This window comes from Streptomyces sp. NBC_00354 (assembly GCF_036106915.1).
In the GTDB taxonomy this organism is placed as follows: domain Bacteria; phylum Actinomycetota; class Actinomycetes; order Streptomycetales; family Streptomycetaceae; genus Streptomyces.
In genome coordinates this window covers 5,118,463-5,141,274 of the sequence record NZ_CP107983.1, presented here as the reverse complement: position 1 = coordinate 5,141,274, position 22,812 = coordinate 5,118,463, and the positions used below count along the sequence as shown (strand labels likewise).

Below are 22,812 nucleotides of genomic sequence, written 5' to 3'. Positions count from 1 at the left end.
CGGCGGCCCGGCACACCTCCTGGTGTGCCGGGCCGCCGGCGTTGTACGGCGGGAGCCGATTCAGGCGCCCTTCACCTCGGAGGTGAACCCGACGGGGAACGACTTGAAGCCGCACCCGACCTTGGCCTTCGATCCCGTCGAGGTCCATCCGCTGTGGTACGTGCGGCGGACCACGTGTTCCCGCACACCCTGCACCGTGTCGCACGTGATCACGGCGCGATGCACCGCACCGGAGGTAGCCGTGCGCGCCACACCCGTACGGGGGACGTGCACGGCTTCGGCCGCTCGCGGCGATGCGGCTACCGCGTGCCGCGCAGGCGGCGCCACGGGGTGAAGGTGAAGACCGCGCCGCCGAGCAGGATCACCGTGCCCGCGACCAGGGCGAGGGCCTTGATGCCGCCCTCGTCCTCGGCGCCCGTCTCGGCGAGACCGCCCGAGGCGGTGGTGGAGCCGGTGGTGGCCGGCGAGCCGGAGCCGCCCTCCTGGGCCGTGGTGTCGAGCTCCAGCGAGACGCCGCTGCTGGCCGCCTTGCAGGGCACGTTGATCGGTGTGGCCCCCGGTGCCATCGTGACGTCGATCGTCAGCTGGTCCGGGCTCAGCGTGACCTTGCCGGTCTTGCCGGGCTTGTAGGTGCCGGTCATGTCGCTGAGGCTGACCGGGGCCTTGTCCGGGATCGGCTCCGCGTTGGCCGGGCCGGAGACCTTGACCATGCCGCTGTCGGCGCCGCCGAGCTTGACGTTCATCGAGGGCTTGAGGGCCCCCGCCGGCAGGGCCATCGGGCTGGCCATCGCGCCCTTGGCGGTCTTGACGGTCAGGTCGTAGCTGCCGCCGTTCTTCTTGGCGTTGATCGTGACCGGGGTCTTGATGCCGCCGGGGACGACCGGACCGCAGTCGAAGGCGACCTCGACGGGCTTGCCCGGGAAGTCGGTCTGGCCCCCGCCGCCACCGCTGGTGGACCCGCCACTGGTGGATCCACCGCTGGTCGATCCGCCGCTCGTGGATCCGCCGCTCGTGGACCCGCCGTTCGTCGTGCCGCCGCTGGTGCCGGCCGCCACGTCGATGGTGGCCCCGACGCCCACGTCACCCGTGGGTGCGCACTTGGTGACGAAGGTGCCGAAGGAGAAGGTGACCGCGACGTCGTACTTGCCGGGGGTCAGCGTGATCTTGCCCGGTTTGGTGAGCTTCAGCTTCCCCTTCATCGTGGACATCTGCATCGGGGCCTTCTTGGGGATCGGCGGGTTCTTCTTCTCCCCGACGACCTTCAGCTCGCCGCCCCCGCCGCCCACCGTGATCCAGCCGGTGGGCTGGACCGAGTCCTGCGGGATGTCCATCAGGTCCGTGTTGTTCGAGGCCGGCTTCACGGTCTCCCAGGACACGTCGACCTCGTCACCGACCTTCGCCGAGGCCGGAGCGCTGACCTTGGCGGTGGTCTCGCCCTCCACCGGGTCGCCGCCGCCTGCCGGCGGCACGCACTTGACGTTGAACTTGGTCTCGGCCGCCTGGGCAGGAGTGGCCCCGATGGCTATACCGGCGCCGCCGAGCAGCAGCGCGATCACGGCCGCGCTCACCCTCCGTTGGGTCTTCACAAATGTCCTTTCGTCGTCGGACTGTTCTCAGACGGTGCGGACGCCTGTGGTGCGTGTGGGGATCTCGGCCCCGGCGCGCTGTCCGGGGTGAACCACGGCAGGACCGCCGTGGGGGTCTGGGGGGATTCCGGCGCAGCAGCAGGAGCCGCCGGCCCGGACTCTGCGGCCGGGAGCGGCGCCTGCGCACCCCGGTGGCGGCCGCCGGCCGGCGCAGTACGCGGCCGGACCCTGTCCACGACGGCCATGCCGATACGGAAGACCGCGGCCGGGATCACCAGCAGGAGCAGGCCCCAGAACAGCAGCACCCCGTACGGGCGGTCCACGCCCCAGGGCTGGGTGGCCACGACCGTGTCGCCGTACTTGAGGGAGACGGTGTAGTCCCCGTGGGCCCCCGCCGCGAGGCTGACGTCCAGCCGGACCTCCGCCTTGCCGCCCGGCGGGATCGTGCCCTTCCACCGGACCTCGTCCCACAGCGGTGCGAACACCCCGTGGGCGGTGCCGAGCTGGAAGACCGGGTCCTTGACCGGGGCCGAGCCGAGGTTGCCGACGGTGACCGTGAACTTCCGGCCGGGCGGGGCGCCGAACCAGGTCAGCACCCCGTCCTCGCCCTCGAGCCGGACCCCGGTGAGCATCGCCAGGCGCGGCGTGCCGGACTCGGCCGGCAGCTCGGCCACCGGGTGGTCGGTGATCTTCAGGGGGGCGGCGACGGTGGACAGGTCCCCGTTGACGGAGGTGACGTTCACGACGCAGGGGCAGGGCTTGGGCGGTGCCACCACGGGCAGCCGGGCGGTGAAGTGCCCGTCGTCGCCGACCGAGACCGCGGTTCCGTCGGCGTTGGCGCAGCTGTTGGTGCCGCCGATCATGTTCTGCCCGCAGAGCAGCAGCATCACCAGGGTCTTGGCCCGCCAGCCGGTGCCGGTGACGGTGATCTCCGTGCCCTTGGCGGCCTCCTGGAGCGAGAGCGCCACGGCGGGCTTGCCCTCGGCGGCCACCGCGGCCGGGGCCGGGAACAGGACCAGGGCGCACAGCGCCAGCCCCGCCGCGAGGAGGGTCCCGACCCTGCCGCCGACCGTTCCGCCGACCTTGGCGCTCACCTGGATGCTCCCGTCAGCTCGTGTTCCGGTGCCCGGTTCCCCGCGGGTACGGGTTCCTCGTACGCCGCCGGCTTCCTGCGGCTGCGCCGGTTCCGTACGAGGAGCAGCGCGGCCGCGGTGACCCCGCCGAGGCCGAGCAGCCCGGCGCCGGTCCGGGCCGCGATCCCCCAGGGCACGAACCGCGCCGAGGCGGTGGCGGTGGCCGGGGCGGCGCCGGGGGCGGTGACCGTGAGGGTGAGGTCGACGTCGTCGAGGACCGGGGCTCCTGGCCAGGGCTCGGTCAGCGACACCCGCTGCCCGGGGAGCAGCTCCACCGGCAGGGCGCGGGCGGTCCGGCCCGGGACCGCGCCGAACAGGCCCTCGGCGCGAAGGGCCAGTTCGGGGGCGAGGGCCACGTTGCCGCGGTTGACCAGGGTGTACGCGACCACCGCGCGGGCGCCCTTGCCGCGTACGGAGACGTCCTCGACCGTGAGGGCGGCCAGCGTCGGGCCGCCGACGCGCAGGTCGACCCGTACGCCCACCTCGCGACCGTCCCCGGTGGCGACCACGGCGGCCGGGTGGTCGCCGGGGAGGGCGGCGGGCGGCAGGGTGACGGTGAAGGGGACCACCGCGCGGGTGCGGGGCGGGATCTTCACGGTGGCGGCGGCCCCGAAGCTGATCCAGGACCCGGCGCCGGCCGATTCGAGCACGGGGCGCACGGCGAAGGCGCCGCCGGCCGTGTTGTAGGCGTCGGCCCCGCGCAAGGTGACGGTGTGCTCCCGGTCGGAGGTGTTGGTCAGGGCCAGCCGGTCCTCGAGGACGGTGCCGGCGGGGCCCGCGAGGTAGAAGGACGGCCGGGCCGCTGCGGCGCTGCCCGCGGCGGGCTCGGCGGTCCAGCCGGGCTCGTCCGCGGCGGCGGCGCCCGGGGCCCCGAGCAGCAGGGCCGCGGCGAGCAGTGCGAAGCACAGGCGCCGGACGGAACCGATGGTGTGGAGCACGGGCATGGCCGGGGGTGCTCCGTTCAGGACCGGGCCCGCTGGCCGCGCCGGGTCAGCCAGAGCACGCCGGCGGCGCCGGTGAGCAGCACGGTGCCGCCGAGGGTGCCGAGGGCGAGGGCGGAGTCGATGGGTCCCGTCTGCGGGAGGGTGTCTTCCGGGGTGCCGCCGGACTGCGGACCCGCCGTCACCTCCAGCTCCAGGGAGGGCTTGGGGCTGTTGCCGGGGGTGCATGTGGTGGTGGTCCCCAGCGCCTTGATGGTGAGCACGCCCGCGGTGAAGGTGACCTTGCCGCTCTTCTTGGGGGTGTAGGTGCCCGAGAGGTCGGTGATCTTGATGGGGGTGTTGGCGGGCACGGCCTCGGGGTTGGGCGGTCCCGACACCGGCACGGACGCCTTCTCCGCCCCGTCGGCCATGATGACGGCGCTGGGGCTCATCGCGCCCTTGCCGAGTTCGACGGGGCTGGACGAGACGCCCTTCTGGAAGGACATCGTCAGCTTGTAGCCGTCGCCCTCCTTGACGGCCTTGATGTCGATGGGCGACACCGCCGATTTGTCCCCGATGGGGGTCTTGCAGTCGTACGCGACATCGACGACGTCGGCGTGGGCTGCGGGGGCGGCCAGCAGGACCGCCGTTCCGGCCAGCGCGGAGGCCAGCGCAAGCGCGGTGGAGCGTTTCCGGTCGGACACCTTCGTCTTCCCCTCGGGCCATAAGTTACTGACGACACATCAGATTGGTGGCTCAAGGTACGCCGGGGACCTTACGGAGGGAAGACACAGGACAGGCCTGGATCCACGGCCTTTCGGCCGCCTGGATTCAGGCCATGTCCGGGCGTACCGGCGGTCGTTCAGACGTCGTTCAGGCGGCTCGGACGCCTCGCTGCCAGACGGCGGAGACGAGCGGGACACCGGGGCGGTACGCCAGGTGGACGTGGCTCGGAGCCTCCAGGAGGGCCAGGTCGGCGCGGGCTCCGGGGGCGATCCGGCCGATGTCGGTGCGGCGCAGCGCCCGCGCACCGCCGGCGGTGGCCGCCCACAGCGCCTCGTCCGGGGTCATCCGCATGTCCCGGACCGCGAGCGCGATGCAGAACGGCATGGAACTCGTGTACGAGGAACCCGGGTTGCAGTCGGTGGACAGCGCGACGGTGGCGCCCGCGTCGATGAGGCGGCGGGCGTCGGGCCACTGGGCGCGGGTGGAGAACTCGGCGCCGGGCAGCAGCGTCGCAACGGTGGTGTCCGCAGCCTGTACGAGCGCGTCGACGTCGGCGTCGGTGAGGTGGGTGCAGTGGTCGGCGGAGGCCGCCTCCAGCTCGACGGCGAGCTGCACGCCGGGGCCGTAGGACAGCTGGTTGGCGTGGACGCGTGGGATCAGCCCGGCGGCGGCGCCGGCGGTGAGGATCGCGCGGGCCTGGTCGCCGTCGAAGGCGCCCTTCTCGCAGAACACGTCCACCCAGCGGGCGTACGGGGCGCAGGCCGCCAGCATCTCGCCGGTGACGAGGTCGACGTAGCCGGCCGGGTCCTCGGCGTAGTCGGGGGACACGATGTGCGCGCCGAGGTAGGTGACCTCCTCGGTGTGCGCGGCGGCGATGCGCAGGGCGCGGGCCTCGTCCTCGACCGTGAGGCCGTAGCCGGACTTGGTCTCGAACGTGGTGGTGCCCTGGCGGCGCGCCTCGTCGAGGTGGCGCAGCAGGTTGGCCTCCAGCTCGGCGTCGGTGGCGGCGCGGGTGGCGGCGACGGTGGTGCGGATGCCGCCGGCGGAGTAGCTGCGCCCGGACATCCGGGCGTTGAACTCGGCGGTGCGGTCACCGGCGAAGACGAGGTGCGAGTGGGAGTCGACGAACCCGGGGATGAGGGCCCGGCCCTGCGCGTCGAACGCGGAGTCGGCGGCAGGCGCGCTGCCGGCGGGGCCGACCCAGGCGATGGTCTCGCCGTCGATGACGACCGCCGCGTCCTGGACCAGGCCGAGGGGGCTGCCGTCGCCGAGGGCGGGGTCGTTGGTGACGAGGCTGCCGATGTTGGTGACGAGGGTGGTGGTCATGGTTCCTCTCGAGGTTTCTCTCCCCGCCCCGCCCTTTCTCCGAGCCCGGTTTCGGGAAGGGGCGGGGTGGGGGACGGCAACGTCAGCCGCGGAGGGCGGCGATGGACTCGGACAGGGCCGACGGGACATCCGGGACCAGGATGTGCGACCCGTCGCGGACGATGTGGCGGCCGCCCACCACCGTGTGCCGGACATCGGCGGCCGTGGCCGCGAAGACGGCCGTCTCCGCGCCGAGCCTCGGCAGCGGCCCCGCCGTACGGACGGAGTCCAGGGCGATCGTGGTGAAGTCCGCGAGCGCACCCGCCTCCAGGCGCCCCGCGTCGGCCAGACCAAGGGCCGCATGGCCATCGGCGGTGGCCGCCGTCAGCAGCGCGTTCGCCGTCCAGTGGCCCCGGGTCCGGCTGCGCAGGCGCTCGTTGAGCTCCATCGCCCGCGCCTCCTCCAGCAGGTCGATCACCGCATGGCTGTCGCTGCCCAGCGAGAGCGGGCTGCCCGCGTGCTGGAGCCGCCGGGCCGGGCCGATGCCGTCGGCGAGGTCCCGCTCCGTCGTGGGGCACATGCACGTACCGGTCGTGCTGCCGCCCAGCAGCGCGATGTCCCCGTCCGTCAGGTGCGTGTTGTGGACGCCGGTGGTCCGCGGGCCGAGCACCCCGTGGTCGGCCAGGAGCTGGGTCGGGGTACGCCCGTGCGCGGCCTGGCAGGCCTCGTTCTCGGCGGTCTGCTCGGAGAGGTGGACGTGCAGCGGGGCCTGCCGCTCCTCGGCCCAGCGGGCGACGGTGGCGAGCTGCCCGGCCGGTACGGCGCGCACGGAGTGGATCGCCGCCCCGATCAGGGCGTGCTCGCGGGGCTTGAGCGCCGAGACCCGCTCGGCCCAGGCGTCTGCCGTCCCGTCGGAGAACCGCAGCTGGTGCGGGTTCGGCGCCTCGCCGAAGCCGGACGACAGGTACGCCGTGTCGAGCAGCGTGATCCGGATGCCCGCCTCGGCGGCCGCCTCGATCAGTGCCTCGCCCATGGCGTTCGGGTCCGCGTACGGGACGCCGCCGGGCGCGTGGTGGACGTAGTGGAACTCGCCGACGTTGGTGATGCCGGCCAGCGCCATCTCCGCGTACACCGCCCGCGCGAGCGCGAAGTACGTGTCGGGGGTGAGGTTCTGGGCGACCTGGTACATGAACTCGCGCCAGGTCCAGAAGGTCCCGGAGCCCACCTGCACCAGGGAGCGCAGCGCCCGGTGGAAGGCATGACTGTGCGCGTTGGCCAGCCCGGGGACGGTCAGGCCGCGCAGCACCTCGGCGCCCGGCGGCGGGGTCTCGACCCCGCCGCGCAGGGCGGCGATCCGCCCGTCGGCGCCGACCTCGAGGGCCACGCCCGGCTCGACGTGGGTGCCGAGCCAGGCGTGTTCCAACCAGTACGTCTTCAGCGGCACGCGAGACCTTCCAGTACGTCGGCGAGGGCGAGGACGCCGGCCACGCAGTCGTCCTCGGGGGCGAACTCCTTCGGCGAGTGGGAGACGCCGGTCGGGTTCCGTACGAACAGCATCGCGGTCGGGACGGCGGCGGAGAGGATTCCGGCGTCGTGTCCCGCCCCGGTGCCGAGGACGGGGACGGAGCCGCCGAGGATCCGGTTCATCTCGTCGCGCAGGGCGTGCTCGAACTCGACGACCGGGGTGAAGGACTCCCGGACGATGGCCAGGTCGATGCCGTCCTGGTCGGCGCGCTCGCGGGCGGCCTTCTCGACGGCGGTGACCACCGCGTCGAGGGTGGCCTGGTCGGCGGCGCGGGAGTCGAGCCAGCCACGGACGAGCGACGGGATGGCGTTGACCCCGTTCGGCTCGACGGCGATCTTGCCGAAGGTCGCGACGGCGCCGGCGAGGGAGGCCTCGGTACGGGCGGCCAGGACGGTCGCCGCGTACGTGAGCATCGGGTCGCGCCGGTCCACGAGGCGGGTGGTGCCGGCGTGGTTGGCCTCGCCGTGGAAGTCGAACCGCCAGCGGCCGTGCGGCCAGATCGCGGACGCGATGCCGACGGCGTCGCCGGACAGGTCCAGGGCCCGGCCCTGCTCCACGTGGAGCTCGACGAACGCGCCGATGCGGGCGAGGCGCTCCGGGTCGGCCCCGATGGTGTCGGGGTCGTACCCGGCGGCCTCCATGGCCCGGGGCAGGCTGATCCCGTCGGCGTCGCGGAGCTCGTACGCCTTCTCCTTGGTCAGCTGCCCGGCGGCGAGCCGGGAGCCGACGCAGGCGAGGCCGAAGCGGGCCCCTTCCTCGTCGCCGAAGTTGGTGATGGCGAGGGGCCTGGCGAACTCCACGCCCCTCCTGCGGAGTTCGTCCAGGGCCGCGAAGGAGGACACCACGCCGAGGGGGCCGTCGAAGGCGCCGCCGTCGGGCACGGAGTCCAGGTGGGAGCCGGTGACGACGGCGTCACCGGCGAGGGGGTCGCCGAGCCAGGCCCACTGGTTGCCGTTGCGGTCGGTCTCGTAAGTGAGGCCGCGGGCCTCCGCCTGGGCCTGGAACCAGGTCCGGCAGTCGGCGTCGGCACCGGTCCACGCGTAGCGGCGGTACCCGCCGGAGTCGGCGTGCCGGCCGATGGGGGCGAGCTCGTTCCACATGCTGTGGAACGAGGCCGCCCCTGCGGGGTTGTCGCTCACGCGTCGTCGCCCTCGCGCATGGGGACGCGGACGCCGCGCTCGTCGGCCACCGACTCGGCGATGTCGTAGCCCGCGTCGACGTGGCGGATGACGCCCATGCCGGGGTCGTTGGTGAGGACGCGGCGGATCTTCTCGCCCGCGAGCTTCGTGCCGTCGGCGACGGTGACCTGGCCGGCGTGGATCGAGCGGCCCATGCCGACGCCGCCGCCGTGGTGGATCGAGACCCAGGAGGCGCCGGAGGCGACGTTGACCATGGCGTTGAGCAGCGGCCAGTCGGCGATCGCGTCGGAGCCGTCGAGCATGGCCTCGGTCTCGCGGTACGGGGAGGCCACCGAACCGCAGTCGAGGTGGTCGCGGCCGATGGCCAGCGGGGCGGCGAGGGTGCCGTCGGCCACCATCTCGTTGAAGCGCTCGCCGGCCTTGTCGCGCTCGCCGTAGCCGAGCCAGCAGATGCGCGCCGGCAGGCCCTGGAAGTGGACGCGCTCGCCGGCCATCTTGATCCAGCGGTGCAGCGACTCGTTCTCCGGGAAGAGCTCCAGCATCGCCTTGTCGGTCTTGTGGATGTCCGAGGCCTCGCCGGACAGGGCCGCCCAGCGGAACGGGCCCTTGCCCTCGCAGAACAGCGGGCGGATGTACGCCGGGACGAAGCCGGGGAAGGCGAACGCGCGGTCGTAGCCGGCCAGCTGGGCCTCGCCGCGGATGGAGTTGCCGTAGTCGAAGACCTCGGAGCCGGCGTCCATGAAGCCGACCATGGCCTCGACGTGCTTGGCCATCGACTCGCGGGCCCGCGTGGTGAAGCCGGCCGGGTCCTTGGCCGCGTACGCCGCCATGTCGTCGAAGTCGACGCCTACGGGGAGGTACGCGAGCGGGTCGTGCGCGGAGGTCTGGTCCGTCACGATGTCGATCGGGGCGCCCTCGGCGAGCATCTGCGGGAGGAGCTCGGCGGCGTTGCCGAGCAGGCCGATGGAGAGGGGCTTGCGGGCGTCGCGCGCCTCGACCGCGAGCTGCAGCGCGTGCCGCAGGTTGTCGGCCTTCACGTCCAGGTAGCGGTGCTCGATGCGGCGCTCGATGGCGCGCGGGTCGACGTCGATGCAGATCGCGACGCCGTCGTTCATCGTCACGGCCAGCGGCTGGGCGCCGCCCATGCCGCCGAGGCCGGCGGTGAGGGTGATGGTGCCGGCCAGGGTGCCGTTGAACTTCTTGGCGGCGACGGCCGCGAAGGTCTCGTACGTGCCCTGCAGGATGCCCTGGGTGCCGATGTAGATCCACGAGCCGGCCGTCATCTGGCCGTACATGGTCAGGCCCAGCTGCTCCAAGCGGCGGAACTCCTCCCAGTTGGCCCAGTCGCCGACCAGGTTGGAGTTGGCGAGCAGGACGCGCGGCGCCCACTCGTGGGTCTGCATCACGCCGACCGGGCGGCCGGACTGCACGAGCATCGTCTCGTCCTGCTTGAGGGTCCGCAGGGTGCGGACCATCGCGTCGTACGAGCGCCAGTCGCGCGCCGCCTTGCCGGTGCCGCCGTAGACGACGAGCTTGTCGGGGTGCTCGGCGACCTCGGGGTCGAGGTTGTTCTGCAGCATCCGGAGGGCGGCTTCCTGCTGCCATCCCAGGGTGCTGAGCTCGGTGCCTCGCGCAGCACGTACGGGGCGGGGTCCTGACATGGCGGTGCCTCCTCCGATGTTGGTCAATCTATTCACATCCTGACTTCCTGAATAGATTCAGTCAACAGCTGCGGGCCGACCCGCCGGATGATTGGCTGACGGACATGGCTGTCGAGACGCACACGGCGGCGGGCGCGGCGGACGCCGCGGCGCGCCGGGACCTGGCCGTACGGGCCGCGGTCGAGCAGGGTCTGGTGGGCGGGGCGGACGCCGCGGAGCCCCTGGTCTGCCTGCTGGACGTGACCGGGATCCGATCCTCCGCCGCCGCCCTGACCAGCGCCTTCGCGGCCGCGCTGGCGCCCGGCACCCCTGTCCTGCACGCCTTCGCGGTGAAGGCGTGCCCGCTCGTGCCGGTGCTGCGGCTGCTCGCGGACTGCGGCCTCGGCTGCGAGGTCGCGAGCCCCGGCGAGCTGGCGCTGGCCCGGGCGGCCGGGGTGGAGCCGGGGCGGACCGTGCTGGACTCCCCCGCCAAGACCGTGGCCGAGCTGCGCGAGGCGCTGGCGCTCGGGATCGCCGTCAACGCCGACAACCGGCAGGAACTGGAACGCCTGGACGCGCTGGTCGCCGAAGCTCCCACGGCGGCCCCTCTGGGGATCCGGATCAACCCGCAGACGGGCGCGGGCGCGATCGACGCCCTCTCCACGGCCACCGCGACCTCGAAGTTCGGGATCGCGCTGCGGGATCCCGGGGCGCGCGAGTGGCTCGTACGGGCCTTCCTGGACCGGCCGTGGCTGACCCGGCTGCACACCCACTCGGGCTCCCAGGGCGTGCCCCTCCCCCTGATCGCGGAAGGGGTCCGCGCCCTCCACACCCTGGCGGAGGAGATCAACGCGGCGGCCGGCCGCCGCCAGGTCGACACCCTCGACATCGGCGGGGGCCTGCCGGTGAACTTCGCATCGGACGCCGAGACCCCGACGTACGCGCAGTACGTGGCGGCCCTCCGCGAGGCCGCCCCGGCCCTCTTCTCCGGCCGCTACGGCCTGGTGACGGAGTTCGGCAGGTCCCTGCTGGCCAAGCACGGGCTGGTGCTCTCCCGGGTCGAGTACACGAAGACCACCGGGGGCCGCCCGATCGCGCTCACGCACGCCGGGGTCCAGCTGGCGACCCGTACGGTCTACGCACCGGCTGCGTGGCCGCTGCGGATCCTGCCGTACGACGCGAAGGGCACCCCGAAGACGGGCCCGCCCGTCGCCCAGGACATCGCGGGCCCGGCGTGCTTCGCGGGCGACCTGCTGGCCACGGCCCGGGAACTGCCGGAACTGGCTCCGGGGGACCTGATCGCGATCCCGGACACGGGTGCGTACTTCTTCACGGCCCACTACGGCTACAACAGCCTCCCGCGCCCGCCGGTCCACGGCTTCACGACGACCCCCGGGGGCACGGTCCACTTCACCCCGGCCCGCCCGGCCCAGTCGGCGGCAGAGATCGTGGCGGAGGCGGGGGGCGGTTTGCGGGACGGGCTGGTGTGACCGGGGTGACGGAAACCGCTGATCGGCATCGGGGATGCGGGGCGGTGCGGTGCGGCCGCCGCCCCTGCGGCACGGGCGACGCCGGCAGCCGGCAGCCAGGCGCTTCACTGACCGGGCTCCGGGGGCGGTAGCCGGTGGGCCGGCGCGGGGAATGCGGGTCGGCGCCTTCGGGGGTCGGCGGCCAACTCATCAGGATCAGAGAGGGGTTGGGGGTTTCCCGCCAGTCCCATAGTCCTTCCGGTGCGGGCCGGTCCCTCAAGGGCGCTCCTTCGTCGCGTCGCTACGCGATGGCCTGCGGCCACCCTTGACCGACCGTCCCACCCCGGAAAGACAAGGACTGCCGGGAAGCCCCCAAAAAGGCGGTCACCTGGGACAGGTGGACACACGGGCCCATCAGCGATGCAAGGGCCCGACTCCGGGTAGCCGGACCCCCACACGGGGCCCATAGGCAGGCCTTTCCGAGTCAAGGGCCGGTCTACCCGCACCAGACAGCGACGAGAAAGGCACCGGGCGCGGCCAGACGCGTCAGATCGCTACGCGCTCCTCAAATCTCGGCGTCCGGCGGCCGTCTTGGGCGTTGCTTCCCAGAAGGGCGGCGGGGCTTCCTCTTTACGGATTCGGGGAACCATGGCCGCAGGTCAGGGCCGTGTGAAAACCTGTGGTTCCGTTGGTTCACGGCTTATGTCCAGCCCAAGACGGGCCGCAGACGCTGAGATGGGGAAGCGCGTAGCGATCTGACGCGCCTCCCGGCCGCTGAGGGGCTTCTGGTCGCCGTTTGGTGCGGGTTGGCCGGGCCCCGACCCGGAAGGGGCCTGCTTATGGGCCCCGCGTGGGGATCCGGACAGCCGGGACCAGGTCCCTGCATCCCTGATGGACCCGGATGTCGATCTGTCCCAGGTGACCGTTCCTTTGGGGGCTTCCCGGCAGTCCTTGTCTTTCCGGGGTGGGACGGTCGGTCAAGGGTGGCCGCAGGCCATCGCGTAGCGACGCGACGAAGGAGCGCCCTTGAGGGACCGGCCCGCACCGGAAGGACTATGGGACTGGCGGGAAACCCCCAATCCCTCCCTGATCCTGACGAGTTGGCCGCCGATCCTCGAAGCCACCGGCGCTCCCGGGGGATCCGGGCTGACGGAACCCCTCTTCGGCTCCCGCCCCGCGGCACGCCGCGGCCCCGCGTCACCTCCGGGGGGCGGCGGGTGGGCAACCGCCGCCGTGGGGTGGGGGTGAGAAGGGGGTGAAGGCCCCGCCCCGGCAAAGCCCCTACTCCACGAACAGCCCCCGCGCCGCCGCCCGCGCGTCGAAGGCCTCCAGGCGGGCCTGGGCGTCCGGGAGGGCGTCGGCCATCGCCTCCAGCAGGACCCGGCCCAGCAGCATCGGCGCGCACGCCGTGTCGAAGGCCAGTCCCGTCCCGACGGGCGCCGGGATCAGCAGGTCCGAGGAGCGGGCCACCGGGGCGAACGCCGAGTCCGCGACCGTCACGACCTTCAGCCCGGCCGCCCGCGCGTGGTCCAGGGCCTCCGCCACCTCCCGCGGATGCCGCGGCAGCGCGAAGCACAGCAGCGCCGAGGCCCCGGCCCCGGCCGCCGCGTCGATCCGGTCGGCGAGCATCGAGCCGCCCTCGTCGAGGAGCCGTACGTCCGGGTGCACCTTGGCGGCGAAGTACGCGAACCCGCGCGCCTGCGAGGACGCCGCCCTCAGCCCGAGCACGGGCAGCGGCCTGGACGCGGCGAGCACCCGGCCCGCCTCCTCGACCGGTGAGGGGTCGGCGAGCATCGCCGACAGCTGCCGCAGGTTCTCGATCTCACCCTGGACGGCCTGCTGGTACTCGTTGTACGCGTCCTCCTGCGCGGCCTCGGCGCGCTCGGCGGGAGCCACCTCGCGCAGGTGCCGGCGCAGCGCCGGATACCCGTCGAAGCCGAGCGCCACTGCGAAGCGGGTCACCGAGGGCTGGCTCACCCCGGCCAGCTCGGCGAGCTCCACGCTCGACAGGAACGGCACGTCCGCCGCACCCCGGACCATGCAGTGGGCGATTCGCCGCTGGGTGGGCGTCAGCCGGTGCCCCTCGAACAGCTTCTGCAGCCGCGCTGCCGGGCTGTCGCTCATCCCGACCCCTCCGTCCCCATGAATATTCAGTCACCGAGCACTCTGCATGCGGTTATGCAGCACGGCAAGCCGCGGACCGCTCCGCGAGACAGCCGGGGCGAGGACGGCCCCGGGATACGGGGGCTACCCCCAGTGCCGGGGCCGGCGCCCGTTCCTACGCTGGGCGCATGGAGTCCCAGGAGCTGAAGAAGGAACTCGACGCGACGTTGGACGCCCGGCGCGAGCTGGGGCCGGACTACGAGGCCGCGCTCGTGGACTCCTTCGTGGAGAAGGTCGACACCCAGGTCCGCCGCCGGCTGGCCGAGGAGCGCCTGGCCGCCGTCCGCGGGGGCCAGGGCAGCGGCGCGCTGTCACCGCTGGACGGCAACTTCGGCGAACGCTTCGGCTTCGCGATCATCACGCTGGTCCTGGCGATCCCGCTGTCGGCCATCGGCGCCACGCAGGCGGGGTTCAAGGGCCTGCTGGTCGCCTGGGCGGGCGTCGTCGGCGTGAACTTCATCCACGCGACGAAACGCCTCCGCCACCGCTCCTGACCGCTGCACGGGCGAGCCGAGCCCGAAAAGAGGTGTGCGCGGGGACCGCCGCACCCTCGCGAGCGCGAGGGGCGGGACGACGGCGGTCCCCGCGAAGGACACGGGCCGGGTCAGGGCCGGCCGCGTCCATGGCGTCCACGCGGTCCGGGAGCCGCTCCGGAATCACGCCAACGCCGTTCGGTGGTGCCGGCCGGGGCGTTTGCGCTCCTGCCGACAACCACCACTGTGCCGGAGCCGTGTTAAGCCGGTGCTGCCGTCACATGACGGGCCCGTACCTTTTGCACGACATGCCGACACGGCGTCATCCAGCCACCGCGAGCGGCTACTTCGCGCCCTTCGCGAGGAACGCCAGCAGGTCCTGGCGGCTGACCACACCGGTCGGCTTGCCCTCGACCAGCACGATCGCCGCGTCCGCCTCGCCCAGTACGGACATCAGCTCCGACACCGGCTCGCCCGAGCCGACCTGCGGCAGCGGCCTGCTCATGTGCTTCTCCAGCGGGTCGGACAGCGAGGCCTGCTTCGCGAACAGCGCCGCCAGCAGCTCCTTCTCCACGACCGAGCCGATGACCTCGGCGGCCATCACGTCCGGGTGGCCGGCGCCGGGCTTGACGATCGGCATCTGCGAGACGCCGTACTCGCGCAGCACCTCGATGGCCTCGCCCACGGTCTCCTCGGGGTGCATGTGGACCAGGGACGGCATGGCGCCCTCCTTGTCCGCCAGCACGTCGCCGATGCGCGCCGCGGGGCCCGCCTCCTCGAGGAAGCCGTGACCGGCCATCCACTCGTCGCTGAAGATCTTGCTGAGGTAGCCGCGGCCGCTGTCCGGCAGCAGGACGACGACCACGTCGTCCGGGCCGAGCCCCTCGGCGGCCTTCAGCGCCGCGACGACCGCCATTCCGCAGGAGCCGCCGACGAGCAGGCCCTCCTCCTTGGCGAGGCGGCGGGTCATCTGGAAGGAGTCCTTGTCGGACACCGCGATGATCTCGTCCGTCACGTTCGGGTCGTAGGCGGTCGGCCAGAAGTCCTCGCCGACGCCCTCGACCAGGTACGGGCGGCCCGAGCCGCCGGAGTAGACCGAGCCCTCGGGGTCGGCGCCGATGACCTTGACCTTGCCGCCGGACACCTCCTTGAGGTAGTTGCCCGTACCCGAGATCGTGCCGCCCGTGCCGACGCCCGCGACGAAGTGGGTGATCTTCCCGTCCGTCTGCTCCCACAGCTCGGGACCGGTGGTCTCGTAGTGCGAACGGGGGTTGTTCGGGTTGCTGTACTGGTCGGGCTTCCAGGCGCCGGGCTCGCGCGCGAGGCGGTCGGACACGTTGTAGTACGAGTCCGGGTGCTCAGGGTCGACGGCGGTCGGGCAGACCACAACCTCGGCGCCGTACGCGCGCATCACGTTGATCTTGTCCATGGACACCTTGTCAGGGCAGACGAAGATGCACTTGTAGCCCTTCTGCTGGGCCACGATGGCGAGTCCTACGCCCGTGTTGCCGCTCGTCGGCTCCACGATGGTGCCTCCGGGCTTGAGGGCACCGCTCTGCTCGGCGGCCTCGATCATCCGGACGGCGATCCGGTCCTTCACGGATCCGCCGGGATTGAAGTACTCGACCTTGGCAAGGACGGTGGCCTGCAGGCCTTCGGTCACACGGTTGAGCTTCACCAGCGGGGTGTTGCCGACGAGGCTGATCATCGAGTCGTGGAATTGCACCATGTTCTCCAGGGAGGGGACTCCACGGGTTCTCCGGGAGGTCCGGCCAGAGTATGCGGAAAGGGATTGGCCGACCGGCAGTACGGGGCAGGTAGGTCATCGAGGCCAGGCAGCAAAGCGAGGTGGTTCAAGAGGTGTCCAGGGCGAGGACGGCCCGCCGGATCGCGGCGGGCGCGGCGTACGGCGGCGGCGGGCTCGGGCTGGTCGGAGCCGCCGCCGTGGGGCTGGTGCTGGCGGAGGTCCAGTTCGCCAAGCGGACGGTGGGCACCGGGCTGGGCGAACCGCCGCGGGCGGACGGGCTGTACGGAAGCGAGTTCGCCAGACCGGAGGCCGGCCCCGGGCTGGAACCGGGCACCGTCCCGCTGCGGCTCGCCATGCTGGGCGACTCCACGGCCGCCGGGCTCGGTGTGCGCCGGGCCAGACAGACCCCGGCCGCGCTGATGGCCTCGGGGCTGGCGGCGGTGGCCGAGCGCCCGGTGGAGCTGCGCAACGTGGCCGTCTCCGGGGCCATGTCCGACGACCTCGACCGCCAGGCGGGCCTGCTCCTGGACGGCGAGCTGCCGCCGCCGGACGTGTGCGTGATCATGATCGGCGCGAACGACGTGACGCGGCGCATGCCGCCGACGCAGTCGGTGCGCCACCTCACCTCGGCCGTACGCCGACTGCGGCTCGCGGGCTCCGAAGTGGTGGTCGGAACCTGCCCCGACCTGGGCACCATCGAGCCGGTGTACCAGCCGCTGCGGTGGCTGGCCCGCCGGGTCTCGCGCCAGCTGGCTGCCGCGCAGACCATAGGGGTCGTCGCCCTGGGGGCCCGTACGGTCTCGATGGGAGACCTGCTGGGCCCGGAATTCGCGGCGAACCCCCGCGAGATGTTCGGCCCGGACTCGTACCACCCGTCGGCGGAGGGGTACGCGACCGCCGCCATGGCCGTCCTCCCCACGCTGTGCGCGGCGCTCTCACTGTGGCCGGAGTCGGACCGCCTGGAGCTGGCGCGGAACGAGGACATGCTGCCGGTGGCCAAGGCCGCGTCTGCCGCTGCCGGGCAGGCGGGCACCGAGGTCACGGCCGCCCGCGGGCCGTGGGCCCTCCTCAAGCACCGTCGCCGCCGCCGGGTCCCGGCCGAGGACGTGTCCGCACCCCCAACCAACCCGGACCCCGTCCCGGGCCCCCAGGTGGCAGGCACGTAAGGGGGCGGAACAGGGCGCTGGGCGGGGGCGTTGCACCTGCGGAGCGACCGGCATCACATGCCGAAGCCGGTGACCTCGACCGTACGGGGCGGTAACTTCGCATGCGGTCCCGCAACGACGCACCCCTTGGAGTCCCGATGCCCGAAGCCGTCATCGTTTCCACCGCCCGCTCTCCCATCGGGCGCGCCGGCAAGGGATCCCTCAAGGACGTCCGCCCGGACGACCTGACCGCCACGATCATCCAGGCCGCCCTCGCCAAGATCCCCGAGCTGGACCCGCGCCAGATCGACGACCTGATGCTTGGCTGCGGCCTCCCCGGCGGCGAGCAGGGCCACAACCTGGCCCGCATCGTGGCCGTGCAGATGGGCATGGACTACCTGCCCGGCACCACGATCACCCGCTACTGCTCCTCCTCGCTCCAGACCTCCCGCATGGCGCTGCACGCCATCAAGGCCGGCGAGGGCGACGTCTTCATCTCCGCGGGCGTCGAGACGGTCTCCCGGTTCGCGAAGGGCTCCTCGGACGGCCTGCCGGACACGCACAACCCGCTCTTCGCCGACGCGGAGGCCCGTACGGGCGCCGTCGCGCAGAGCGAGGGCTCCTCCTGGCGCGACCCCCGCGAGGACGGCCTGATCCCGGACGCCTACATCTCCATGGGGCAGACCGCGGAGAACCTGGCCCGGCTCAAGGGCGTGACCCGCCAGGACATGGACGAGTTCGGCGTCCGCTCCCAGAACCTGGCCGAGGAAGCCATCAAGAACGGCTTCTGGGCCCGCGAGATCACCCCGGTCACCACCCCCGACGGCACCGTGGTCAGCACTGACGACGGCCCGCGCGCCGGCGTCACCCTGGAGGGCGTCTCGGGCCTCAAGCCCGTCTTCCGCCCCGACGGGCTGGTCACGGCCGCCAACTGCTGCCCGCTCAACGACGGCGCCGCCGCGCTGGTCATCATGAGCGACACCAAGGCACGCGAGCTGGGCCTGACCCCGCTCGCCCGGATCGTCTCCACCGGCGTCACCGGCCTGTCCCCCGAGATCATGGGCCTCGGCCCGGTCGAGGCGTCGAAGCAGGCCCTGAAGCGCGCCGGCCTGACCGTCGGCGACATCGACCTGTTCGAGATCAACGAGGCCTTCGCGGCCCAGGTCATCCCCTCCTACCGGGACCTGGAGATCCCGCTGGAGAAGCTGAACGTCAACGGTGGGGCCATCGCCGTCGGCCACCCGTTCGGGATGACCGGTGCCCGCATCACCGGCACTCTGATCAACAGCCTGCAGTTCCACGACAAGCAGTTCGGCCTCGAGACCATGTGCGTGGGCGGCGGCCAGGGCATGGCCATGGTCATCGAGCGCCTGAGCTGAGCCGGAGCGGAGGGTAGGGGTCGCTGCGAGGAACGAGCAGCGGCACCTGCCCGCAGCGGTGGCGAAGATCAGCGCGACCACAAGAGGCGAGCGCCTGAGCCAGGTACCGTCCAGGCGCCGCAAGGGATCTGCTTGATCCCTTGCGGCGTACTGACGCCGAATCTAATCCCGTCGCGGCCGACCTGTGACCGAATCTCCCCCAGGATGTGACCTTTGTCCTGGGGGTTTGCCATTTCCCCAGGTCAGGGCATATTCGCCAGCCCCCGGTGTGACCAAAGCCCTGTCCAATTCGTGACGTAATGCACTGCACGCCATTCCCAGGTCGGGACACTCTGATGTAGGAAGTCGGGGGATCGAATCAACCAGGAGTTAGTCAGTGAGCGCCATGTCTCTTGCCCTACTGCTGACCACGGCCGCCGCCGCGGCCGTGGGCGCTGCTGCGCTGCACGCTGTACACGGCCTGCGCAAGCAGGTGGCGGCCCTCCGCGGTGAGCTGGCCACGCCGGCCCACGCCCGCGGCGGTGCGGCCGTCCCGCACGCCCGCAGTGCCGTGCATTCCCCCGCCGCCGAGATACGAGCCGCCGTGGCCGAGGCCCTGGCCGAGGAGCGCGAGCGCGAGCTCGCCGAGGCGCGGGCCTTCTGGGCCGCGCAGGAGGCCCGCGACGCCGCCGACGCTTCCCCCCTCTTCGCCGGGGAGAGCCCCACCTCCCTGCTGGGCGGCCTGCCCGGGCTCGGTGAGGACGGCCCGGCCGTCTTCCTGCCCCGCCAGGCGGACCTGGTGGGTCTGGAGCCGGTGCTCGGCGACGAGGCGGCCGGAGGCACCTCCCGGCCGGAGGCCGGCGGAGACTACCCCGAGGATTCCGCCGAGCTGGCCGCCGCGCGCCGGCGCCACCCCTCGCACCCCGACTTCGTACCGGTCCAGGCCTCGGCCCCCGGCGCCGACCACGAGCGCACGGTCAGCCGCCTGGAGGAGCTCGCGGAGGCCCGTACGGCCCTCGCCGACGTCCGGCCGGGCCCGCTGGGCACGCTCGACGTGTACGTCTTCACCGACGGCACCACGCTGTGCATGACCCCGGGCCACCGGGAGACGGCGGAGCGCCTCGCCGAGGCCCTGCGCTCCGGCACCGCGCCGGTCCTGCTGGGCGGCTCGGGCATCTCGGGCGCCTATGCGCTGACCTTCTCCTGCGGTGACTCCCAGGACCCTGACAACAACGTCTACATCCTCGCGGACCGCGTCATCGCGTCGCTCTGACTTCCGCCTGCTCCACCAGCCGTAGGGCCTCGTCCAGCATCTCGGACGGGGCCTTCGCGGTTTCCGCGGGCTCCTCGGCAGCGGCGGCGCGCAGCGCCTCGGCGAGGTCCAGCCCGGCCACCGCGACCTGGTCCCCGACCACGAAGACCCCCGCGTCGGGCATGTTCCGCGCCGGAGCCGCCCCCTCGGCCTGCTCCGGCGCCTCCAGCGCCTGGGCCCGTACGGAGAGCTCCCGGGCCAGCTCCAGCGCCTCGGCGGCGGCCCCCTGCTGGAGACGGCTCTGCGGCATGGCCCGCAGCCGGTCGGCGAAACGTTCCACGGCGGCGGTCAGGGGCGAAGTATCAAGCACCCGGCCGACCTTACGCGCCGCCGCGGCACCATTGCCAACGGGCGAACTCTCCGGCACGGTGGCGTGAAGAGAACAGCACAGCACGGCGATACCTCCGGAGGCGCCCATGTCCGTAGAGTTCTCCGAGCAGACCCACCGGAACATGATCGACAGAATCCCCCTGACCACCGGTCGTGAACTCTCCGACTGGCTCCGCACCGTGGACGACGGCCCCTCCCTCGTCCGGTTCGAGGAGAAGGTCAGCTGGCTGCGCGGCGCGCACGAGCTCTCGTACGGCCAGGCCAAGGCGATCATCCACGAGTACGACCTGCGCAGGGCGGCCCGCAAGTTCGGCTGAGCCCTCCCCGTCCCGATCCCTTCGATCCCTCGTTCCCTGTTCCCCCGTTCCCGAGACATCGCTCCCGTCCCCGATCCCTGCCCCCGACCCCGTACCCCCTCCGAGACGCGGGAAGGCCCCGCGAGCGGTGAGCTCGCGGGGCCTTCCCCCTGCCGGTGACGGGCGCAGGTACCCGGTACGACTACGGGTACGACTAGTCGTCGCCGGAGAGGATCGAGAAGATCCGCAGCAGCTGCATGTAGATCCACACCAGGGTCACGGTCAGGCCGAAGGCCGCGAGCCAGGCCTCGTCGCGCGGCGCGCCGTACGCGATGCCGTCCTCGACCTGCTTGAAGTCCAGGGCGAGGAAGCAGGCGCCGAGGACGACGCCGATGACGCCGAACAGGATGCCGAGGCCGCCGCTGCGGAAGCCGAGGCCGTCGCCGCCCGCGAAGACCGAGAACAGCAGGTTCGCGACAATGAGCAGCATGAAGCCCATGGCGGCCGCCATCACGAAGCCGTAGAAGCGGCGGGTGACGCGGATCCATCCCATCTTGTACGCGAACAGCACGGCGGCGAACACGCACATCGTGCCGAGCACGGCCTGGATGACCACGCCGGCACTGAGCAGGGTGCTGGTGGCCGAGCTGAGGACGCCGAGGAAGAAGCCCTCGAAGGCCGCGTAGCCCAGGATGATCGCCGGGGAGGCCTTGCGCTTGAAGCTCTGTACGAGTGCGAGGACCATCGCGACGAGGCCGGCGCCGATGGCGATGACGTACGACTTCCCGACGTTCGCCGGGTCGACGGGCATGGCGATCCACGCGATCGTCGCCGTGAGGATGACCGTACCGAGTGTCATGGCCGTACGGCTCACGACGTCGTCCATCGTCATGACGTCGGCGCGCGCGGGCGCCTGCGGCATGCCGGTGGTCACGTCGGTGGCGTAAGGATTCGTCGCGTACGGGTTGGTCCCGGCCTGCTGGTGCTGCGCGTCAAAGCCCGCGTAGCCCCCGCTGTCGCGGCTGAACCCCCGTCGCGAGAAGACCGGGTTGCTGCTCCTCATCTCACTCCTCCATGGCCACCGTGCGCGGCCTTGCAACAAGAGTAATGCGCTCGCAAAGAAAGCACCCTACTGCTCGAGGAGGATCTTAGGAGAAGGCACGGCGAAGCGCCGGAGATATTCAGGAGGGTGCGGGAGTGCCCGGAGCCGGACTTGAACCGGCACGGCCTAAGGCCAGCGAGGTTTAAGCTCGCCGTGTCTGCATTCCACCATCCGGGCAGGGCGTAGCGGCTCCCGTACAAAAGCACTGAACGCTGCGCCGAGCCTATCCGGAACGCCCAGGTCGCCAGCGGGGTCTCTATCCGATGTTGTCTGATTTTATTGGCGCTTGAGGGGTCGTCAGGCGCGAGAACACACGGTGGGCCCGTTACGGGCGGCGATCACGCCCGAAACGGGAATGACGGGATTTCGATGGCTCGCGCCACCCTGCCCGCCACCCTTCCCGCCACCCCGGGCCACCCCGGGCCACCCCGGGCCACCCCGGGCACCCGCCCCGCCCCCGAGCAGCGCCGGGCATCCGGTCCGCCCCTGAGGACCGCCCGGCCGGCTGTCATACCAGAGGAGGAGGCGGGCCGCCCCGCGATCAGACTCCAGTGGGCCAGGGAACGGGCACCTCGGCTGATCCCCGGCGCGACCGGTGCGGCGACGATGGAAGAGTCCCGCCGATCAGCAGACCGCACCCCGGTCCGCAGCCCGAGGAGTCGCTTCCGTGACCACCATGAACTACGCCCCCCGCACCACCCAGGCCGTGGCCGCCCGGGCCACCGGCCTCTCCAAGGTGTACGGCCAGGGCGAGACCCAGGTGGTCGCCCTCGACAACGTCTCCGTGGACTTCGGGCAGGGACAGTTCACCGCGATCATGGGACCCTCGGGCTCCGGCAAGTCCACCCTGATGCACTGCGTCGCCGGCCTGGACACCTTCTCCGCCGGCTCCGTCCGCATCGGCGACACCGAGCTCGGCACCCTCAAGGACAAGCAGCTGACCCAGCTGCGCCGGGACAAGATCGGCTTCATCTTCCAGGCGTTCAACCTGCTGCCGACCCTGACGGCGCTGGAGAACATCACCCTGCCGATGGACATCGCGGGCCGCAAGCCCGACAAGCAGTGGCTGGACAACGTGATCGGCATGGTCGGCCTCTCCGACCGGCTCGGCCACCGCCCCACCCAGCTCTCCGGCGGCCAGCAGCAGCGCGTGGCCGTGGCCCGCGCCCTGGCCTCCCGCCCCGAGATCATCTTCGGTGACGAGCCCACCGGAAACCTGGACTCCCGCTCCGGCGCCGAGGTCCTCGGCTTCCTGCGCAACTCCGTCCGCGAGCTCGGCCAGACGGTCGTCATGGTCACCCATGACCCGGTGGCCGCCTCCTACGCGGACCGCGTCATCTTCCTCGCCGACGGCCGCATCGTCGACGAGATGCTCAGCCCCACCGCCGACGGGGTGCTCGACCGCATGAAGGCCTTCGACGCCAAGGGCCGCACCAGCTGAGG

At 72.4% G+C, this 22,812-nt stretch carries 20 protein-coding genes and 1 tRNA gene; 7 read left to right on the top strand and 14 right to left on the bottom strand.

What is annotated here, in order from left to right:
* Positions 1–60: 60 nt before the first annotated feature.
* From OHT74_RS23545 to hutU, 9 genes are all read right to left on the bottom strand, one after another.
* Positions 61–186 carry a hypothetical protein gene (locus OHT74_RS23545; RefSeq protein ID WP_328621306.1) on the bottom strand — a complete coding sequence of 42 codons (126 nt, stop codon included), beginning with the start codon at positions 184–186 and terminating at the stop codon, positions 61–63.
* 113 nt (positions 187–299) lie between these two features.
* A complete protein-coding gene (locus OHT74_RS23540; RefSeq protein WP_328621305.1) occupies positions 300–1,568 on the bottom strand; it encodes a hypothetical protein in 1,269 nt (422 codons plus the stop codon).
* A 14-nt stretch (positions 1,569–1,582) separates the two neighbouring features.
* Positions 1,583–2,680 (bottom strand): hypothetical protein, encoded by a 1,098-nt coding sequence (locus OHT74_RS23535; RefSeq protein ID WP_443047483.1) that lies wholly within the window; start codon positions 2,678–2,680, stop codon positions 1,583–1,585.
* A complete protein-coding gene (locus tag OHT74_RS23530) occupies positions 2,677–3,663 on the bottom strand; it encodes a COG1470 family protein (RefSeq protein ID WP_328621304.1) in 987 nt (328 codons plus the stop codon). The genes OHT74_RS23535 and OHT74_RS23530 overlap by 4 nt, the downstream gene beginning before the upstream one ends.
* Positions 3,664–3,680: 17 nt before the next feature.
* Positions 3,681–4,343 carry a peptidase gene (locus tag OHT74_RS23525; protein WP_266666426.1) on the bottom strand — a complete coding sequence of 221 codons (663 nt, stop codon included), beginning with the start codon at positions 4,341–4,343 and terminating at the stop codon, positions 3,681–3,683.
* A 169-nt stretch (positions 4,344–4,512) separates the two neighbouring features.
* Positions 4,513–5,691 (bottom strand): imidazolonepropionase, encoded by a 1,179-nt coding sequence (hutI, locus tag OHT74_RS23520; protein WP_266666424.1) that lies wholly within the window; start codon positions 5,689–5,691, stop codon positions 4,513–4,515.
* 82 nt (positions 5,692–5,773) lie between these two features.
* Complete coding sequence (locus tag OHT74_RS23515) at positions 5,774–7,114, bottom strand: formimidoylglutamate deiminase (RefSeq protein ID WP_266666422.1); 1,341 nt, start codon at positions 7,112–7,114, stop codon at positions 5,774–5,776.
* Positions 7,105–8,295, bottom strand: coding sequence for an allantoate amidohydrolase (locus tag OHT74_RS23510; protein WP_266672991.1), 1,191 nt, complete (start codon positions 8,293–8,295; stop codon positions 7,105–7,107). The genes OHT74_RS23515 and OHT74_RS23510 overlap by 10 nt, the downstream gene beginning before the upstream one ends.
* Before the next feature lie 35 nt (positions 8,296–8,330).
* Complete coding sequence (gene hutU / locus OHT74_RS23505; RefSeq protein ID WP_266994921.1) at positions 8,331–9,995, bottom strand: urocanate hydratase; 1,665 nt, start codon at positions 9,993–9,995, stop codon at positions 8,331–8,333.
* A gap of 104 nt (positions 9,996–10,099) precedes the next feature.
* Here hutU and OHT74_RS23500 point away from each other — a divergent pair, with 104 nt between their 5' ends.
* Complete coding sequence (locus OHT74_RS23500) at positions 10,100–11,464, top strand: diaminopimelate decarboxylase (protein WP_328621303.1); 1,365 nt, start codon at positions 10,100–10,102, stop codon at positions 11,462–11,464.
* A gap of 1,260 nt (positions 11,465–12,724) precedes the next feature.
* On the opposite strand, the gene OHT74_RS23495 is transcribed toward OHT74_RS23500, so the two are convergent.
* Positions 12,725–13,567, bottom strand: coding sequence for a MurR/RpiR family transcriptional regulator (locus OHT74_RS23495; RefSeq protein ID WP_266666416.1), 843 nt, complete (start codon positions 13,565–13,567; stop codon positions 12,725–12,727).
* A 167-nt stretch (positions 13,568–13,734) separates the two neighbouring features.
* Between OHT74_RS23495 and OHT74_RS23490 the strand changes: the two genes are divergently transcribed.
* Positions 13,735–14,100 carry a hypothetical protein gene (locus OHT74_RS23490; RefSeq protein WP_266666414.1) on the top strand — a complete coding sequence of 122 codons (366 nt, stop codon included), beginning with the start codon at positions 13,735–13,737 and terminating at the stop codon, positions 14,098–14,100.
* A gap of 322 nt (positions 14,101–14,422) precedes the next feature.
* Here OHT74_RS23490 and OHT74_RS23485 read toward each other — a convergent pair whose 3' ends face one another.
* Positions 14,423–15,805 (bottom strand): cystathionine beta-synthase, encoded by a 1,383-nt coding sequence (locus OHT74_RS23485; RefSeq protein ID WP_266672989.1) that lies wholly within the window; start codon positions 15,803–15,805, stop codon positions 14,423–14,425.
* A gap of 134 nt (positions 15,806–15,939) precedes the next feature.
* On the opposite strand from OHT74_RS23485, the gene OHT74_RS23480 reads away from it, so the two are divergent.
* The 3 genes from OHT74_RS23480 (at position 15,940) to OHT74_RS23470 (ending at position 19,602) form a co-directional block, all read left to right on the top strand.
* Positions 15,940–16,992, top strand: coding sequence for an SGNH/GDSL hydrolase family protein (locus tag OHT74_RS23480; RefSeq protein ID WP_266666412.1), 1,053 nt, complete (start codon positions 15,940–15,942; stop codon positions 16,990–16,992).
* Positions 16,993–17,129: 137 nt separating this feature from the next.
* Positions 17,130–18,350, top strand: coding sequence for an acetyl-CoA C-acetyltransferase (locus OHT74_RS23475; RefSeq protein WP_266666410.1), 1,221 nt, complete (start codon positions 17,130–17,132; stop codon positions 18,348–18,350).
* Between the two features lie 385 nt (positions 18,351–18,735).
* The gene (locus tag OHT74_RS23470) at positions 18,736–19,602 is read left to right on the top strand and encodes a hypothetical protein (protein WP_266672988.1); all 867 of its coding nucleotides are present in this window, start codon (positions 18,736–18,738) and stop codon (positions 19,600–19,602) included.
* Here OHT74_RS23470 and OHT74_RS23465 read toward each other — a convergent pair.
* Positions 19,586–19,951, bottom strand: a complete 366-nt coding sequence (locus OHT74_RS23465) for a hypothetical protein (protein ID WP_328621302.1) — start codon at positions 19,949–19,951, stop codon at positions 19,586–19,588. The two genes, OHT74_RS23470 and OHT74_RS23465, sit on opposite strands and share 17 nt — an antisense overlap.
* A gap of 106 nt (positions 19,952–20,057) precedes the next feature.
* Here OHT74_RS23465 and OHT74_RS23460 point away from each other — a divergent pair, with 106 nt between their 5' ends.
* Complete coding sequence (locus tag OHT74_RS23460) at positions 20,058–20,288, top strand: DUF4287 domain-containing protein (RefSeq protein ID WP_214958001.1); 231 nt, start codon at positions 20,058–20,060, stop codon at positions 20,286–20,288.
* 193 nt (positions 20,289–20,481) lie between these two features.
* Here OHT74_RS23460 and OHT74_RS23455 read toward each other — a convergent pair whose 3' ends face one another.
* Together OHT74_RS23455 and OHT74_RS23450 are read right to left on the bottom strand one after the other, a co-directional pair.
* Positions 20,482–21,330 carry a Bax inhibitor-1/YccA family protein gene (locus OHT74_RS23455; RefSeq protein WP_328621301.1) on the bottom strand — a complete coding sequence of 283 codons (849 nt, stop codon included), beginning with the start codon at positions 21,328–21,330 and terminating at the stop codon, positions 20,482–20,484.
* A gap of 135 nt (positions 21,331–21,465) precedes the next feature.
* Positions 21,466–21,546 (bottom strand) — tRNA-Leu (locus OHT74_RS23450).
* 490 nt (positions 21,547–22,036) lie between these two features.
* Between OHT74_RS23450 and OHT74_RS23445 the strand changes: the two genes are divergently transcribed.
* Positions 22,037–22,810: an ABC transporter ATP-binding protein gene (locus OHT74_RS23445; protein WP_266666402.1), complete on the top strand. Its 774-nt coding sequence runs from the start codon at positions 22,037–22,039 to the stop codon at positions 22,808–22,810.
* Positions 22,811–22,812: the final 2 nt, after the last annotated feature.

What these genes read in the sequence shown, in the direction of transcription:
- OHT74_RS23530 (WP_328621304.1), bottom strand. Translation starts at nt 3,663, where the DNA reads ATGCCCGTGCTCCACACCATCGGTTCCGTCCGGCGCCTGTGCTTCGCA.
- hutI (WP_266666424.1), bottom strand. Translation starts at nt 5,691, where the DNA reads ATGACCACCACCCTCGTCACCAACATCGGCAGCCTCGTCACCAACGAC.
- OHT74_RS23510 (WP_266672991.1), bottom strand. Translation starts at nt 8,295, where the DNA reads ATGTGGAACGAGCTCGCCCCCATCGGCCGGCACGCCGACTCCGGCGGG.
- hutU (WP_266994921.1), bottom strand. Translation starts at nt 9,995, where the DNA reads ATGTCAGGACCCCGCCCCGTACGTGCTGCGCGAGGCACCGAGCTCAGC.
- OHT74_RS23500 (WP_328621303.1), top strand. Translation starts at nt 10,100, where the DNA reads ATGGCTGTCGAGACGCACACGGCGGCGGGCGCGGCGGACGCCGCGGCG.
- OHT74_RS23495 (WP_266666416.1), bottom strand. Translation starts at nt 13,567, where the DNA reads ATGAGCGACAGCCCGGCAGCGCGGCTGCAGAAGCTGTTCGAGGGGCAC.
- OHT74_RS23490 (WP_266666414.1), top strand. Translation starts at nt 13,735, where the DNA reads ATGGAGTCCCAGGAGCTGAAGAAGGAACTCGACGCGACGTTGGACGCC.
- OHT74_RS23475 (WP_266666410.1), top strand. Translation starts at nt 17,130, where the DNA reads ATGCCCGAAGCCGTCATCGTTTCCACCGCCCGCTCTCCCATCGGGCGC.
- OHT74_RS23470 (WP_266672988.1), top strand. Translation starts at nt 18,736, where the DNA reads ATGTCTCTTGCCCTACTGCTGACCACGGCCGCCGCCGCGGCCGTGGGC.
- OHT74_RS23460 (WP_214958001.1), top strand. Translation starts at nt 20,058, where the DNA reads ATGTCCGTAGAGTTCTCCGAGCAGACCCACCGGAACATGATCGACAGA.
- OHT74_RS23455 (WP_328621301.1), bottom strand. Translation starts at nt 21,330, where the DNA reads ATGAGGAGCAGCAACCCGGTCTTCTCGCGACGGGGGTTCAGCCGCGAC.